The organism is Pseudoalteromonas haloplanktis ATCC 14393 (assembly GCF_000238355.1).
Classification (GTDB): domain Bacteria; phylum Pseudomonadota; class Gammaproteobacteria; order Enterobacterales; family Alteromonadaceae; genus Pseudoalteromonas; species Pseudoalteromonas haloplanktis.
This window is the reverse complement of the sequence record NZ_AHCA01000006.1, coordinates 246,513-262,973: the sequence shown is the minus strand read 5'-3', so window position 1 is coordinate 262,973 and position 16,461 is coordinate 246,513. Positions and strand designations below refer to the sequence as shown.

Here is a 16,461-nt window from a genome sequence, read left to right as displayed (position 1 = left end):
AATACTAGTTTTGTACTCGATAACTATGCTGCGGCTATCTTTACATTTGTATGAACTTTATAATTACAACTAACAATTAAGTATGTATCAAGGACTACCTATGCGTCGGGGTCAGCAATTACTAAACGAAGAAGTGACTTTTTCACAACAACAGGAACTCGTCTCCACAACTGATTTGCGCGGAGTAATCACCTACGCCAACAAAGAGTTTTGCACTATTGCAGGTTACAGTTTAGAAGAACTCGTTGGTAAAAATCATAATATTGTTCGCCACCCTGATATGCCTAAAGCCGCATTTAAAGAGCTGTGGGAAAAACTCAAGCAAGGACACTCGTGGCGTGGCATGGTTAAAAATCTTTGTAAAGATGGTCGTTACTACTGGGTTGATGCATTTGTTACACCAATTTTTGAACATGGCCAACTCGTTGGTTATCAATCCGTGCGCACAAAACCCAGCGAACAGCAAAAACAACAAGCACAACGTCTTTATGCAAAAATCAATGCGGGTAAATCTCTTTCATCTTGGCGCGAACAAGTAGCACTGCGACAAGGGGCTGCGGTTTGTATTGCTTTAGTTGGTTTATTAATACTCGGCGTGTTTGTTTCCGTATCTGCGGCGTTGATTGCTAGTGTGTTTTGTTTATTAATAGCTTTATTAAACTTCGATGAATTAATTGTTACCCCTGCTGCACTTAAACAACAAAAAGCACAATTTGATTCTGTATCTCGCTATGTGTACGTCGGCCATCACCCATTTAGTATTAGCGAATATACCCAGCAAATGCTCAATGCTAAACTTCGTACAGTATTGGGAAGAGTGAAAGATTCGACGTCTACATTCACCTCTATTGCAGCGAACTTAGATCAACAGTCAACTCTGACTGAAAAGGGTATTTCAGCGCAAGGTCAACGCCTAAGTCAAATTGCCACAGCAATGTCGCAGATGAGTGCAACCATAGGTGAAATATCAGGGAATACTCAGCATACCGCTGAAAAAGTGAATATTACTCACCAGAGCTGCGCTGACATTAAGCTTCACATTGCAGATAACAGTGCTATGGTCTCTGATCTTGCATTACAAGTTGAGCAAGCAGCAACCACAGCAACAGCACTTGCCACTGAAGCGGATAAAATAGGCCAAGTGATGACTGAAATCGAAGGGATCGCCGAGCAAACGAACTTACTGGCACTCAATGCGGCCATAGAAGCTGCAAGAGCGGGCGAACATGGTCGTGGTTTTGCTGTAGTTGCTGATGAAGTACGGGCTTTATCATCGCGGACTCAACGTGCAACAGCACAGATCCACAGTTCAATAAAAGAAATTCAGGATACCTTGTTTAGCTGGTCAACGGTGATGAAAAATACCAAAGCACAAGCTGATGAATGTGTAAATACAACAGGCCATACCCAGATAGAGCTAGACAGTATTTTTACTCAAATTACTGAAATATCACAGCTTGCTACGCAGATATCGGCAGCAGCTGAGCAACAACAAGCTGTCAGCACCGAGATCGGCAGCAATATCACACATATAAAAAGTTACAGTGACGAAAATTTAACGTTGAGCTTTAATGTAGCAAAAGATGCAGCGCATTTGGTTGAAGGGTCACGCAAAGTAAATGATATTCTACTGACTTTTAAAATCTAATAATTTACGGTACTAACAAGATTTGGCTTGAGCTTATTGTTAAGCTCAAGCCGAACTTAGAACTAACGTGATGAGAATACTAGCCCATTTTCATCAGCATCAATAGCAATCATATCTCCGGTACTGTAATCACCTGCAAGCAATTTTTGCGACAGTGGATTTTCAATTGTATGCTGTATCGCACGCTTCAATGGCCGCGCTCCATAAACAGGATCAAAACCACTGGCGGCAATTTTCTCCAGAGCAGCATCACTGATCTGTAGTAAATATCCCATTTCTGTTAATCGCTCACGCAATTTACTCAATTGAATATCGGCAATCTCTTTAATATGTTCATTCGCCAATGGATGGAATACCACCGTTTCATCAATACGGTTGATAAACTCTGGCCTAAATTCATTAACCAATACACCCATGACTTTTTCTTTTAACGCTGCATAGTCATTATTACCCGTTTGCTCTTGAATAATATCTGAGCCTAAGTTTGAGGTCATAATGATCACCGTGTTTTTAAAGTCAACGGTGCGTCCTTGTCCATCCGTTAGTCGGCCATCATCCAATACTTGCAGTAAAATATTAAACACATCAGGATGAGCTTTTTCTATTTCATCTAACAATATCACTGAATAAGGGCGACGACGAACTGCCTCGGTTAAATAACCGCCTTCCTCGTAACCCACATAACCAGGAGGAGCGCCCACTAAGCGTGCCACTGAATGTTTTTCCATAAACTCAGACATATCAATTCGCACCATGGCACTTTCGGTGTCAAACATATAGCTTGCAAGCGCCTTGGTTAACTCTGTTTTACCAACCCCGGTTGGGCCTAAGAATAAAAACGAGCCAATTGGGCGGTTGGGATCGGCAAGTCCTGCGCGTGAACGGCGAATAGCATTGGCCACTGCAACAACGGCTTCGTCTTGGCCTATTACTTTATGGTGTAGGTGCTCTTCCATTTGCAGTAGTTTTTCACGCTCTCCTTGCAGCATCCTCGATACTGGAATACCTGTCCAACGTGACAGTATCTCTGCAATTTCATCTTCACCTACTTGGTTTTTCAATAAGCTCATTTCTTGCATTTCGGCTTGTGATGCAAGATCAAGTTTACGTTCCAAATCAGGAATACGACCATATTGCAACTCAGACATACGCTGTAAGTCTGTGGCGCGTCGAGCAACTTCTAAGTCCAAACGTGCCTGTTCAAGCTCAGCTTTAATCACCTGAGTGCCTTGCAATGAGGCTTTTTCTGCTGTCCACACTTCATCAAGCTCACGATATTGAGCTTCAAGTTCAGTGATCAACTCTTGCATTTCAGCACGACGCTTTTGACTGGCGTCGTCTTTCTCTTTGGCTAATGCATTGTCTTCGAGTTTGAGCTGAATAATACGGCGCTCTAACTTATCTAGCGATTCAGGCTTTGAGTCAATTTGTAGGCGAATAGACGAACCCGCTTCATCAATGAGATCAATCGCTTTATCTGGTAATTGACGATCACTGATATAGCGATGCGATAAATGCGCAGCTGCAACAATAGCTGGATCGGTGATCTCAACACAATGATGCAACTCGTAACGCTCTTTTAAACCACGTAAAATAGCGATGGTATCTTCAACTGATGGCTCTTCGACGAGCACTTTTTGAAAACGACGCTCTAAAGCAGCATCTTTTTCAATGTACTTACGATACTCATCTAACGTCGTAGCACCGACACAGTGGAGTTCACCACGGGCAAGGGCTGGCTTGAGCATATTACCCGCATCCATTGCACCATCACTTTTACCAGCACCAACCATAGTATGAATTTCATCAATAAATAAAATCACTTGGCCTTCTTCTTTGGCCAGCTCATTGAGCACCGCTTTTAAGCGCTCTTCAAATTCACCTCTGTATTTAGCACCTGCCACCAGCGCTCCAAGATCCAGCGATAGCACACGTTTATTTTTCAGTCCTTCAGGTACTTCGCCATTTATAATACGCTGCGCCAACCCTTCGGCGATCGCGGTTTTACCCACACCAGGCTCACCGATCAACACCGGATTATTTTTAGTACGCCGTTGTAATACTTGGATCGTACGACGAATTTCGTCATCACGACCAATGACAGGATCAAGCTTGCCCTGCTCTGCACGTTCCGTTAAATCGATAGTGAACTTCTTAAGTGCTTGGCGGGTTTCTTCAGCATTGGGATCATCTACTTTTTCACCGCCGCGAATAGCGTGTATCGCCGCTTCAATTTTTGTGCTGGTCACATTCAAAGCACGGAAGATGTCACCTAATGGGCCTTTATCTTCACAGGCGGCTAATACAAACAATTCACTGGAGATATATTTATCTTTGCGCTTCTGTGCGTACTTATCGCATAAATTAATTAGTGAAACCATGTTATTTGACAACTGCACGTCGCCACCAACACCTTCAACTTTAAACAGCTTTTCTATCTCTTGCGACAACTTAGTGTTAAGTTCATCAGCACTAACACCTGCTTGTGCTAATAACGCACGGACACTTGAGCCACTTTGCTGTAGCAATGAGTACATTAAATGTACCGGCTCAATAAATTGATGGTCGCGACCAAGCGCTAATGACTGAGCGTCAGAGAGCGCAGATTGAAATTTACTGGTAAATCGATCTAAACGCATAAGGGTTACCTATTAAAAAAACTAATTGCTTAATTAATGGGTATGTTCGAAGAATTGATCAAGGTTTAAAAGAAAATATAATCCCCTGTTCTGCGCTTACTTGCGCCAGATCAAAGAAGCCATACGTCCAGTTTGACCATCACGACGATAGGAAAAGAATTGTTCAGGCTGGCTAACAGTACAATATTCACCCCCACTGATATGTTTGACACCTAACTGATTAAGCTGGTGACGGGCAATGGCGTAAATATCAGCTAAATATTTACCATTCGATAACGCTGTAAACGCGGCTGCGTGAGTAAGTGATTGCTCACAAAATGCCATTTTCACCTCAGCGCCCACTTCAAACTTTTGTGCGCCAATAGCAGGCCCCAGCCAAGCTATAACTTGCTCCGCAGGCGCATTAAAGTGCGCGAGAGTATTGGCAATAATACCCAAGTTGAGGCCTCGCCACCCACCATGAATAGCCGCGACTTCAGTACCGCATGTTGAAGTCAGTAATACTGGCAGACAGTCAGCAGTCATAATTGCTAATGGTCGATTTGGTAATTGCGTATAAAGTGCGTCAGCATTAATTAGCTCAGCAGTAAATCGCGCATCAACGACCACCACATCAGCGCTGTGTACTTGATTCAACCAAACTGGAGGTTGAGGCAAATACTGAGCTAAGTGATCGCGGTTTGCGAGTACCGCCTGTTCATCATCGCCTACATGTAGCCCCAAATTCAAACTCGCAAAAGGTGCAACAGAGCTCCCCCCTGTTCGCGTGGTACTGAGTGCACCAATGTTAGCCGGTGCGTTCCATGTAGGCGTTAGCATAGCAATTAAAAATCAATATTTGGGTTGGCTTTGGTATCTTCACGAAGTACGTGAGTCATAGCAACCATGTCATCAGGTATTGGGGCTTGCCATGTCATCATTTCACCTGTGATCGGGTGCGCGATACTTAACTTAACCGCGTGAAGCGCTTGACGATTAAACTCACGTAACATCTGGAATAACTCTGGTGTCGCCCCTTTTGGAGGACGCGGACGCCCACCATAGGCTTTATCGCCAATTAGTGGGTGATTAATATAGGCCATATGCACACGAATTTGATGTGTACGCCCTGTTTCGAGGCGCAGACGTAATCGCGTATGAGCACGGAATTTTTCAGCAACACGAAAATGCGTAATTGCCGGTTTGCCCTGTTCATGCACTGCCATGTGAGTACGTTGTGTAGGGTGGCGAGCAATCGGCTTTTCAACCATGCCACCTGCGGTCATGGTGCCATTACAAATTGCTTCATATTCACGGGTAAAATTTTCACGCTTTTGCAGTGCTTTAACTAAGTGCGTTTGTGCCTGAATCGTTTTAGCAACCACCATTAAGCCTGTGGTGTCTTTATCAAGGCGATGCACAATACCCGCACGCGGTACATTAATGATATCAGGGTAATGGTGTAGCAAGGCGTTAAGCACTGTACCATCAGGATTACCTGCCCCCGGGTGTACCACTAATCCCATTGGCTTGTTGATCACTAAAATATCATCATCTTCATAAACAATGTTTAATTTGATATCTTGTGCAAGGTATTCACGTGGTGCTTCAATACTTGTCTCAACATTGACAACTTCACCACCAAAGAGTTTTTCTCTTGGGGTGTTGAAAATTTCACCATCGACGGTGATTTTATCATCTAAAATCCACGTTTTTATACGTGAACGCGAATAATCCGGGAACAATTGCGCTAATACTTGGTCTAGACGTTTACCGCCTAACTCAGTTGGCACATCGGCTTGAAGAGAAATTTGCTCTGTCATTAGTAACTTTACCCAATTTACCAGTGCAAGCTGTGCTCGACTGGGTTAGAATCGCTTTTAATAAAAGCATTATATAATAAGCATAGTTTACTCGGTTTTACCCACTTGGCCTAGCCGAAGACATCGAAGGTAACAAATAAAATGATAAATAGAATAGGGAAACGTGCATTTGCCATTGTTTTTACAGTTTCATTACTTGGTTTAGGTGCATGTTCGTCAGCGCCTGATGAAGAAGATATCCAGCGCGTTCCTAATAAATCAGCGCAAGCATTGTATGAAGATGCTAAAAAAACGCTTGATTCGGGCTTATATGCGCGAGCAATAGAGCTTTTAAGTGCGATTGATTCGCGCTACCCATTTGGCCCTATGTCAAAGCAGGTGCAAATGGACCTAGTATACGCCCATTACCAAGCTGGTAATACTGAGCAAGCATTAGCAACCATTGACCGTTTCATCCGCTTAAACCCAAACCACAAAGATTTAGACTATATGTACTACATGCGTGGTTTAGTGAATATCAAAGCTGATGAAAATGCCTTTCAGGAATATTTTGGTGTTGACCGAGCAGACCGCGATGCTAATCGTACTCGGGTAGCCTTTACTGATTTATCAACCTTAGTCAACCGCTTTCCAGATAGCGGCTATGCTCCTGAAGCTAAAAGACGTTTAGTGTGGTTACTTAACAAAATGGCCCGTTACGAACTAAAAGTTGCTGATTATTACTATGAGCGTGAAGCTTATTTAGCTGCAGCTAATCGCGGAAAATATGTTGTTGAGCATTATTCACAAAGTAGTTATTTAGATGAAGCACTAGAAATGATGGAAAAAAGCTACACTAAGCTAGGTTTACCTGAATTAAGCGAACACGCTAGGCTTACCCGCGAACAGAATAAACGCAAGTAAATTCTAAAAATACAAAAAGGCGCTACTTATGTTTTATAAGTAGCGCCTTTTTTAATGCATCGATTTTTTAATTTTAGATAAGAAATTATACCAATCGTGTTAAGTTACTGACCATTTATAGCGACAGATAAATGGAGTGATAACAAGGCATAAATTTTGACATGTGGTTGTTCTCGGCAATTGCTCCTGCATTGCTCTACCTCCTGCATCCATGCAGTCGTACATGAAAAATTTATAACGCAGTTAGCGCTTTATTTAGCCCGCTAGAATGGTTAAATATTTAAGTCGATTGGTATTAAATCGCGTCTTCGTCTTCTTCTGCCGTACGAATACGTACCACACGCTCAACGTCGGTAACAAAAATCTTACCATCACCAATTTTACCGGTTTGTGCTGTTTTGACGATAACCTCAATTGCACGGTCAACATCGTCATCACCAAGCACAATATCAAGTTTGACTTTCGGTAAAAAATCAACCATATACTCGGCGCCGCGATAAAGTTCAGTATGCCCCTTTTGGCGACCAAAACCTTTTACTTCACTGACAGTCATCCCCGTAATACCGACTTCTGAAAGCGCTTCACGTACATCATCAAGTTTAAATGGTTTAATTATTGCTTCGATTTTTTTCATTGTTAGTTGCTGCTCTTATATACCCGATTGGGTCGATTCTAGACAATCCTGCAGCCCATAGCAAACAAAGCAATTGAATTACGGTGATTTAACCATCAACAATGGTATGATTGTTCCAATAGAAACAACTACACTTACGATTAAGTGATATAAAGCGCTATTAAATCCGCGCCAACCCTGTATCAGAGGTAAACATGAAAAAACAACAACATGGCTTTACATTACTTGAGTTGATGGTCACTATTGCCATCGTTGGGATTGTAGCCTTAATAGCTATTTGGAATAGCAGTGATATGTTGGAGAATAATCGCGCCGAGAACTATTTATTAGAGTTAAAGCGTAACATCAGCTTTGCACGTGCAAAAGCAACCAGTACCGATTCACTCATTGTAGTGTGTAGTGGTGAAACCTCCAGAATCGAAAATGATCAAAAAGTAACTTGCTTAGATGACTGGAGTGAGGGTTCGATAGTCGTCTTTCATGATAGTAATAGTAATGGCGTTCATAACCCACGCAGAGGAGACATAATACTCAGAGTAATGGCAGAAATTCCAGAAACCAGTAAATTAAAATTCACTGGTGATTCGTCATTAATTTTTGATGCCAGTGGTCGTATCACCACAAACCCCGGTACATTCGTTTACTGCCCAAATAAAGATAATGAAAACAACAAAGAAATGGAAGTGAGCGTATCTGGCACCGCATTATACTTCGGAGATACCACAAATACCTGTGACTAAATCCCAGTTAACAACTTGCAACTACACCTAGCTCAACTACCATTAAAAGAAATACCACCTACGAGCTCTCACGGATGAGAAAAACAACCCTATCTAGCCCACACTCTGGTACGACACTTATCGAAATAATGGTGATAGTGAGTATTCTCGCTATCTTAGCTAACCTTGCTCTTTTTCATCTACACCCTTTTTTTGCACAAATTCGTCTTGAAAACTATGGCCACCTTATAAAAAGAACATTGAGTTTAGCCCGCACTAATGCAATTTCTTTAAATAGCCAGATCACAGTATGTAGCTTAGCGTCATCGGTTTGTGATAGCAGTCGCTGGCATCAAGGCCTTACTGTCTTTGTTGATAAGGATGAAGTAGGTGTATTTGGTGATAATGACACTGTCATTTTAGTCACAGAGGCAATCAATGAATCTGATATGCTTACTTACCCACGTGACGCAGTGACCTATAGACCTGACGGTACACCTAGAGGATTTGATAATGGCACGTTTGTGTATTGCGCCGAATATAAATCAGCTGAATTAGCTGGTATTGCCATTTCAGTCAGTACAACAGGAAAAACAACATTAAAAGACACTGAGCAATGCCAAACTAACTAACATGTGCCTGAGCAATTATTTGCCCCAACACTTACTCGCATCGGCTTTCCCTTTAGCCGTTTTGAGCCCTGTATCATCAATAGTCAATGACGTACATTCATCATCTTGTAAAACAGGACCAGCCACTGGTGTGGCAGTAATTTTAAATGTTCCAGCATCGTTATCAACGATAGCCGAAAGCGTATAAAAACCATGTTCGGTTGGTGAAACTACATTTAGGTTGGCCAAGTTACTTGTATAAGTACGATTATCAACAAAAAACTGCTCTTGTTTATTAGCCGCATCAAGTAAAGCTGTAATCGCTTCAGTACGTGCAGTCCTTTTCACATGTTCAAAATAGCTTGGCAGAGCAATAGAAGCGATGATGCCAAGTATTGCTACCGTGATCATTAACTCTATCAAGGTAAAACCGTTTTTGTGTGTGTTTATGATACGCGCCATCTGTTTCTCACTTTATTTCTGGTTGGTCATAGCATAGCAATACGCCGCAACCATATTTATTCACTATCATAGGTCCGTATGCGAGTGAATGCAATTACTCGCTCGCTTAATGTATGCAGTTCATAGTATTAAATTAACCTAGCTATGGGGAGGAATATAGCCATAGTTTCAGCCCGGATTTTTAATTAATGAGAAATTATATCTTGTCTATACACATAAGTTTGCTGCAATTTAAAACCAAAAGCTTGTCCTTGGGTGTCATTTACTAATTTTATATGTCCATCCTCATCAAAACTAAGCTCAGGCCCTAAAAGCTCTTGCGGTATAAACGCCTTACTCGCCTGTAACTCAGTACCACCTTGAGTGGTATTTAACCATGGCCCCAAAAGCAAAAACTGGCTTTTCTTTATTATCGGCTCCATTGTGTCGTCACAGAGTTGATCATTATTTTCATCGACACATTGATCCATTGAACCAAAAAAGAGCTGTGGTGTATCAGGTATTTCTTGGTGTGTTAAATAAGCCAGTTGATCATAAACTTTAGTACCGTAGTGTAAGTGAAACGCATACATAGCCCCGTGACCTGTGTTATTTACACATTGCAGCTGTGTGTCCGTAGCCGCTGGTGTATAACTGGTAAAATACGCTACACCACCGACAACAGTTGCCGCAGCCAAAGACTTCTCCCCTAAACTAGGTAAATTATAGTACCAACCTTTAAAACTGCTCAGCTCCATTTCAAGTAGGTTAAAGCCATCTAGATCATCAAGCTTAGCTGAAAAAGGATCAGAACTAATATCCATTAAATCATTTATTTTGATTGGTTCAGGTAAGCCATTGGGGAATTTCCCTGTTACAGTATTTATATCGCGGATCATATAAAGTTGATCTTGTGTATTTGTCGATGTTGCGGCAGCACGATCACCACTGCCAATTAATACGGCATCAAAGGGGGTATTTTCACGTACATTGATCATTTTACCGCTATAAAACACACGACTAAGTCGACTAAATGAAGTTCGAGCAACCATAGTCTGAGTTAAGAACCGTCGCTTTTGAGTCGCTCGGTTACCACTAAGCTCCGCTAATTTATAGTGTGTCCAATAGTTCGTGTCAGGCATATCTACACGCCATATATTCCCTCCAGTATCTGCTACATAGAGACGATCTATATAACCATCATAGTTTGCATCAAAAGTAGCTACATCAGCAGCAATACTATCTACACCTTTAAAGCCATTCTCAGGTGTTAATGACCACACTTTTTCACCCGTACTCGCATCAACAATATAAACCCCTCGTCCTTGGCTATCGGAAGCTGCATACTCTTGGTCTTTATTTGTATCGTAACCCGCAGCAAAAATCAGTACGGGCTTATCCTCAAAGCCTGCTAGTTTGATATAGGTTACAACTGGCTTTGACCATGTTTGGCCTAATTCTTTAAAAGCACCACTCCCTCCTTGGATAGGGTGACTCCAAAGCAACTTAGGTGAATTGGGCACAGAGATATCGAGTCCATAATAATCCCGACCACCTCGGCGCAATCCAAAGAATGCCCATACTCTATCACCCTCATTTATGATTCCATTGCTATTCTTGTCATCTATAAATAGGCTGATAGGGCCATCAACACCATAGACTTTGTTATTTGCTTGATTTTCTCTAAGCGGCTTAAGAATGCGATACAAGCTACGAGGAATAAAAGCCCAACTTTCTGATAATACTCCCCCCTTATCTTGAAACATATGCAAAAAACCAGCATTTGTACCAATAAGAATTCTTACATCACCATTTCCATAATCAATAGCAACTGGTTTTGAATGAAGGGGATCACCAAAAATATTAGCGCGAGTTTCAGCTCGATCATTGTTGTTATTTTCATCGTCTACATCAATGCCCCTCGCCCAGTTAATTGTTGCTTCAACTTGCTCGGGAGATTCATTAAATAACTCATCAAGTTCATCTAATTGCCCTTGTAACGCTGAAAATGTAAAAGGTAATAAACCAGCTGCAGAGTCTGTATAAATCGCTCTTTGTGTAAATTGCGATAACCAATAATTGACGCCTCCAGCTTGTAAGTCTGATCCATCATTAGAGTGTGATGTCGGTAACCAAAAAGTACGACTATTTTGGCTGATTTTCCCTTCATCATCCAATGCCGCTTTTCCTGTAGCATCGACAATTTCTGCCCCAGACACTTGTAACTTTTTAAGATTACCTTGCCAGCGAGGGCCTAAATCAGGTTTAAACATTGTTAAATAAATACTATCTAAATGACGCGTTCTATCAGCGCCATTTGCGACAATCGCGGGGGAAGTAAAACTAGCATCCACTTTGCGAACTGTTTTCATAGTCGCGGTAAACGCATGATTTAGCTCATCAATAGACTCAGCTAAAAAATACTGCCCTCCACCTTGTTTTGCGGTTTCCATTAATACTTGCTCTGCATAACGAGGCATTCCTCGCCCAAACCCAACAATATGTACATTAACGAAATCTCTCTCGTTAGTTTCTGGATAGACATCATAATTATCAATACCTTGCCCATGTAAAAGCTTAGCCACTATTGGCAAATAGGTATTATTAAATTTCTCAGCTGAATAGCCATACATAGACTGATGTAGCTGTTTTATATCATTTTCACGGCTGTTTTCTAATAATGGCAGACTTTCTGTTAGTGACACTCCATCTGTTATTAGTACAACATTCACACGACTTTCGCAGCGTACTGCGGTATCACTTAACAACTCGAAAGGAGAAATATACTGCCCTTGCTTTTGAATTCTAAGATCAATTAGGTTTAACAGGTTAAGGTGGTCATACCCTACTCGTTGACCATGTAAGTAAAGCATAGCTTCATGTAACATTTCTGTAGCTGGACTTAAGTTAACCAGAGAGAGTAACCCCCAATCATCAATAGTCTCAATAATATCATTATGATCAGAGCCAAACCCATGAGCGACATAACCTCCTGCAGAGCCTAATACCCCTCCTAAGTTAAGTATGTTACTTAAATCTAAATTTAGCGGCCCGTTCGATTTTATCAGTGCAAAATCCACATCTGGATTATCATTTATTAGCTTTTTCATCGCTTTTTTTGCTGCAGATAACCGTGTCTCTGGACATAACTTAATGACCCCTAACAGGCCCTTACATTGTTTATTACTATTAATAGATAACGCCATACTGAGTGAGTTATCAAATACTAATAACACTCGTGGTTTATCATTATTTTCTAAATGATAAAGTTCAATATCCTCTGCCACGCAAAATTGACTTGTAGCAAAAAGCACAGTACCTAAAAGTAATGCTCTAAACCCATGAGTGAATTGAATCATAGTGATCACCCCTATCCATTTGAGAGTCTGCCAGATGAATACCCATACAGAAGACGGTCAACATCCTTAATGAGTACTACTTTAGTACAGCATAAATTCTGGCTTTAACAAGATAAAATAGTGATAAAAACGTATGAAAAACAACCAAACCAACCCTTTTTAACTACATCCAATTGATTAGATTAGAATATTAGAGCGTGCTTTAATTCGTGTTTTTATATTGAGTTTTAAGGAGGAAGTGGTAATTGATAGGAGCCGTTATAAGCCACGCAGTGCGTAAAAAATTATAAAGGAGTATTCGATAAAAACTGTAAGATATAGGTAGGTTTCATGCCACAAACTGGGTTAAAGAAATATATCAGACCCAGTTTTATAAAAACTGAGCCTGATAACAGTGTACAATTGCGGCAAAATTAAACTTAGCTGCCTAAGTTTGATGTGATTACAAACTCATATTTTGCCTAGTAGTTCAATTAAAACCCGAGTGAAGCCATGGCGTTCTGTTTTATCATTTGCCAACAGACACGTTTCACTATTATTTTTGGTTATCGTTGACCTCTCGCTTATAAATAAATGTTTGTTGCGTTTTAAAACCAAAGCCAATAGGTACTGCATCACTAACAAGCTTGATTTTACCATCCTCATCAAACGAAATACCTGGACCGAGGATCTCTTTTGGCACAAATGGGTTTTTCGCACTCAGTTCAGTTTCCGTCGCTTGTGTTTTCTTAATGCCTGGTCCAAGTAATAAAAACTGGCTTTGCTCATTACAGTCATCGTCATCACACGTTTCTGTGCTACCAAAATAAAGTTGTGGCGTATCTGGTACATCATTGCTCGTCACATAGCGTAGTTGATCATACACTTTACTACCATAATGCAAATGGAACGCATATAACCCACCACTTCCACCACTTAAAGAACATTGATTAATCGTGGCATCTTCAGAGGCCGGTGTAAAACTAGTATAGTAAGCGACCCCGCCCACGACGGTTGCTGCTGCAAGTGATTTCTCACCACTGCCCGCTAGGTCATAGTACCAGCCACTGGCCTTGCTTAATGTTACTTCGGCTTTAGTGAACTCATCTATATCATCAAGTGCGTTCGCAAATGGGTCATTATCCACATTCATAAGATCGCTTGGTGTAATAGCCACTGGTATGTCATCCCCCACAAATGACTTAGTTACAGTGTTGATATCACGGATCATATAAAGTTGATCTTGGACAACAGTCGATGTTGGCTTTGGCCGATTACCACTGCCTATTAATATCGCGTCAAAAGGAGTATCTTGGCGCGTTATAGATGTTTTATTATTGTCCGTAGTACTGGTTACTTTACTAAACATAGTACGTGCGACTACAGGCTTATAAAAAAAGCGTCTATCTTGACTAGCCGCAGTGCCACCCAATTTTGCTAATTCAAAATGAGTCCAGGGACTTTCACTATCTGTAGGACTTGCGCTAGGCATATCAACTCGCCACACACTACCTGCGGTATCTGTCGCATATAAGCGATCTATGTAACCATCGTAATCAGAGTCAAGTATTGAAACAGTTGCCGCAATACTGTGCTTACCTTTAAAACCAGTGTCAGGTGTTAGCTCCCACACTAACTTACCATCTGAGGCATTTACAATATATATACCTCGTCCTTTTCTATCATTACTGAGCGACACATTATCTTTATTAGTGTCGAAACCTGCACCAAAAATCAATACAGGATCATCTTTTCCTTTAATGTAAGACACCGTAGGTGCTGACCATGTTTGCGCTAACTCTTTATAGACTCCACTACCGCCTTGTATTGTCCACATTAACCTCGGCGCATCAGGGTTCGTGATATCTAGAGCATAATACTGATCACCACCACGGCGCATACCAAAGAATGCCCATACACGATCACCTGATTCAACAACACCATCACGGTCTGCATCATCAAAAAACACTGTTATTGGCCCATCAACACCATACACTTTGGTATCAGCTTGATTTTCACGTAAAGGAGTTAAAATTTTATATAAGCTACTTGGAATAAATGACCATGTTTCACTAACAGCATCACCTTTATCTTGGAACATATGCAAAAATCCTGCATTAGTCCCAATCAAGATGCGTACGTCATCATTACCATAATCAATCGTTACTGGTTTTGAATGTAATGGATCCCCAAAAATGTCCTGACGCTGATCACGGGTTGAACCATCTTTATCTTCGTCATCTACATCAACACCACGTGCCCAATCAATTGTAGTACCTACATTGGTTATATTCGTACCAAAACTTGTGGCAAGCTTAGTAAGCCCCCCTAATGCGGTCTGTAAAATTGAGCTTTTAAATTCAATCAAGCTTCCTTGAGGTGAGTCAGTGTAAACCGTTCGTTCAGCTAAAAGAGTGAGGTGTAAATTAACACCGCCGCTTTCCACCGAGTTACCATCTGCTGCGGTGTTAGGGGGTAGCCAAAAGGTATGTGCCGTTGATTTGATCAACCCATCATCATTAAGTGCAGGATTACTTTTAGCATCAACAATCTCTGTACCAGAGACTTTTAATTTTTTTAAATTTCCTCGCCAACGAGCGCCCGTTTCGGGATAGAACATGGCATAATAAATTGATTCACGACTACGTGTTTGATCTACATTATTACTCGCTATAGAAGGGGAAGTAAAAGTATCATTTACTTCTCGAATATTTGTGACGAACTTCTTAAATGCCGCGGACAATTGCTCTGCTGTATCTGCATGTTCGTACTGACCTCCACCGAGTTTCGCAGTCTCTTCTAATAGTCTTTTACCTGAACTACTCATTCCCGAACCAAAGCCGATAGTATAAACGCGGCCCGTTTCGTGAATATCTGGAGTTTGCGGGTATAAGTCAACGATAACTTCCTCAATACCTGCCTTTTTATCGGCATCTACACCATGAATTACTTTAGCTAGTTGATGAAGATAGTTACCATTAATACCGTCATTTCTCATCACCAGAGGACTACCGAAATACTGTTGATGAAGTGCGCTAATGGCATTATCAGCATCACTATCAGCACCATTACCAGAGGGATCTCCATCTGTCATAAAAATAATATTGACCGAGTTATCACACCGTTTTGCTTCCTCGGTACTATCATCAAAAGGGGAGATATACGTATAGTTATATCTAGGATTCCACCAGTTACCAGTGACCTTAACACTTTCTATACTAGTATCTCTTTGTAGCGTACTAACATTTTTCCCAAAATATACATCTCTACCAGTGATATACAGGTAAGCTTCCCACAATGTTTCTGTCAAAGGTGTTCCGCCATCTGCAGGTAAGTTTGCAATGGTTGTTTTTATTGTCGAAGTTGACGAACCAATGCCTGACAGCACATAACCACCACTGGTACCATTAAAACGCATTAAGCCAAAATCGATATCTTCATTTTCATCAACCAACTGGCTCATTGCATTTCGCGCAATGCCTAAACGGCTGTCACTACACAGTTGATACAAACCATTTCTAAATCCGCAATCACGTCCACTACTAGTAGAAAAAGCCATACTGCCGGAAGTATCAAAGATTATTAATACCCGCGGCCTTTCATCAAGTTCTACATTATGATTTACATAAAGTTCAATATCTTCAGCATAACCGGGCATACTCAAAAGCACGGTACTACCGAGTAAAATACTTACTACTAATTTTTTAAATTTCATCATCTTTACTC

At 41.1% G+C, this 16,461-nt stretch carries 11 protein-coding genes; 4 read left to right on the top strand and 7 right to left on the bottom strand.

Going from position 1 to position 16,461, the window contains the following annotated elements:
* Positions 1-100 precede the first annotated feature (100 nt).
* Entirely contained in the window at positions 101-1,648 is a 1,548-nt protein-coding gene (locus tag PHAL_RS0113330; protein ID WP_016708920.1) for a methyl-accepting chemotaxis protein, read from the top strand.
* Between the two features lie 62 nt (positions 1,649-1,710).
* On the opposite strand, the gene clpB is transcribed toward PHAL_RS0113330, so the two are convergent.
* The 3 genes from clpB to rluD all read right to left on the bottom strand — a co-directional run bounded on the left by clpB (position 1,711) and on the right by rluD (position 6,089).
* A complete protein-coding gene (gene clpB, locus PHAL_RS0113325) occupies positions 1,711-4,287 on the bottom strand; it encodes an ATP-dependent chaperone ClpB (RefSeq protein WP_016708919.1) in 2,577 nt (858 codons plus the stop codon).
* Between the two features lie 96 nt (positions 4,288-4,383).
* Positions 4,384-5,112, bottom strand: coding sequence for a peptidoglycan editing factor PgeF (gene pgeF / locus PHAL_RS0113320; protein WP_029216152.1), 729 nt, complete (start codon positions 5,110-5,112; stop codon positions 4,384-4,386).
* Positions 5,112-6,089, bottom strand: a complete 978-nt coding sequence (gene rluD / locus PHAL_RS0113315) for a 23S rRNA pseudouridine(1911/1915/1917) synthase RluD (protein ID WP_016708916.1) — start codon at positions 6,087-6,089, stop codon at positions 5,112-5,114. Before rluD ends, pgeF begins: the two co-directional genes overlap by 1 nt.
* 141 nt (positions 6,090-6,230) lie before the next feature.
* Between rluD and PHAL_RS0113310 the strand changes: the two genes are divergently transcribed.
* Positions 6,231-6,992 carry an outer membrane protein assembly factor BamD gene (locus PHAL_RS0113310; RefSeq protein WP_016708915.1) on the top strand — a complete coding sequence of 254 codons (762 nt, stop codon included), beginning with the start codon at positions 6,231-6,233 and terminating at the stop codon, positions 6,990-6,992.
* A gap of 295 nt (positions 6,993-7,287) precedes the next feature.
* Here the strand turns inward: PHAL_RS0113310 and glnB are convergent, their stop codons facing one another.
* A complete protein-coding gene (glnB, locus tag PHAL_RS0113305; RefSeq protein WP_016708914.1) occupies positions 7,288-7,626 on the bottom strand; it encodes a nitrogen regulatory protein P-II in 339 nt (112 codons plus the stop codon).
* Positions 7,627-7,820: 194 nt separating this feature from the next.
* On the opposite strand from glnB, the gene PHAL_RS0113300 reads away from it, so the two are divergent.
* Together PHAL_RS0113300 and PHAL_RS0113295 are read left to right on the top strand one after the other, a co-directional pair.
* Positions 7,821-8,366 carry a GspH/FimT family pseudopilin gene (locus tag PHAL_RS0113300; protein ID WP_016708913.1) on the top strand — a complete coding sequence of 182 codons (546 nt, stop codon included), beginning with the start codon at positions 7,821-7,823 and terminating at the stop codon, positions 8,364-8,366.
* Between the two features lie 74 nt (positions 8,367-8,440).
* Positions 8,441-8,977 carry a GspH/FimT family pseudopilin gene (locus PHAL_RS0113295; protein WP_016708912.1) on the top strand — a complete coding sequence of 179 codons (537 nt, stop codon included), beginning with the start codon at positions 8,441-8,443 and terminating at the stop codon, positions 8,975-8,977.
* Between the two features lie 15 nt (positions 8,978-8,992).
* Here the strand turns inward: PHAL_RS0113295 and PHAL_RS0113290 are convergent, their stop codons facing one another.
* The 3 genes from PHAL_RS0113290 to PHAL_RS0113280 form a co-directional block, all read right to left on the bottom strand.
* Positions 8,993-9,418, bottom strand: a complete 426-nt coding sequence (locus tag PHAL_RS0113290) for a type IV pilin protein (RefSeq protein WP_016708911.1) — start codon at positions 9,416-9,418, stop codon at positions 8,993-8,995.
* 185 nt (positions 9,419-9,603) lie between these two features.
* Positions 9,604-12,756, bottom strand: coding sequence for a pilus assembly protein (locus PHAL_RS0113285; RefSeq protein ID WP_016708910.1), 3,153 nt, complete (start codon positions 12,754-12,756; stop codon positions 9,604-9,606).
* 535 nt (positions 12,757-13,291) lie between these two features.
* On the bottom strand, positions 13,292-16,450 hold the full coding sequence (locus PHAL_RS0113280) for a pilus assembly protein (RefSeq protein ID WP_029216150.1): 3,159 nt from the start codon (positions 16,448-16,450) through the stop codon (positions 13,292-13,294).
* Between the last annotated feature and the right edge of the window lie 11 nt (positions 16,451-16,461).

What these genes read in the sequence shown, in the direction of transcription:
- PHAL_RS0113330 (WP_016708920.1), top strand. Translation starts at nt 101, where the DNA reads ATGCGTCGGGGTCAGCAATTACTAAACGAAGAAGTGACTTTTTCACAA.
- clpB (WP_016708919.1), bottom strand. Translation starts at nt 4,287, where the DNA reads ATGCGTTTAGATCGATTTACCAGTAAATTTCAATCTGCGCTCTCTGAC.
- rluD (WP_016708916.1), bottom strand. Translation starts at nt 6,089, where the DNA reads ATGACAGAGCAAATTTCTCTTCAAGCCGATGTGCCAACTGAGTTAGGC.
- PHAL_RS0113310 (WP_016708915.1), top strand. Translation starts at nt 6,231, where the DNA reads ATGATAAATAGAATAGGGAAACGTGCATTTGCCATTGTTTTTACAGTT.
- glnB (WP_016708914.1), bottom strand. Translation starts at nt 7,626, where the DNA reads ATGAAAAAAATCGAAGCAATAATTAAACCATTTAAACTTGATGATGTA.
- PHAL_RS0113300 (WP_016708913.1), top strand. Translation starts at nt 7,821, where the DNA reads ATGAAAAAACAACAACATGGCTTTACATTACTTGAGTTGATGGTCACT.
- PHAL_RS0113295 (WP_016708912.1), top strand. Translation starts at nt 8,441, where the DNA reads ATGAGAAAAACAACCCTATCTAGCCCACACTCTGGTACGACACTTATC.
- PHAL_RS0113290 (WP_016708911.1), bottom strand. Translation starts at nt 9,418, where the DNA reads ATGGCGCGTATCATAAACACACACAAAAACGGTTTTACCTTGATAGAG.
- PHAL_RS0113285 (WP_016708910.1), bottom strand. Translation starts at nt 12,756, where the DNA reads ATGATTCAATTCACTCATGGGTTTAGAGCATTACTTTTAGGTACTGTG.
- PHAL_RS0113280 (WP_029216150.1), bottom strand. Translation starts at nt 16,450, where the DNA reads ATGAAATTTAAAAAATTAGTAGTAAGTATTTTACTCGGTAGTACCGTG.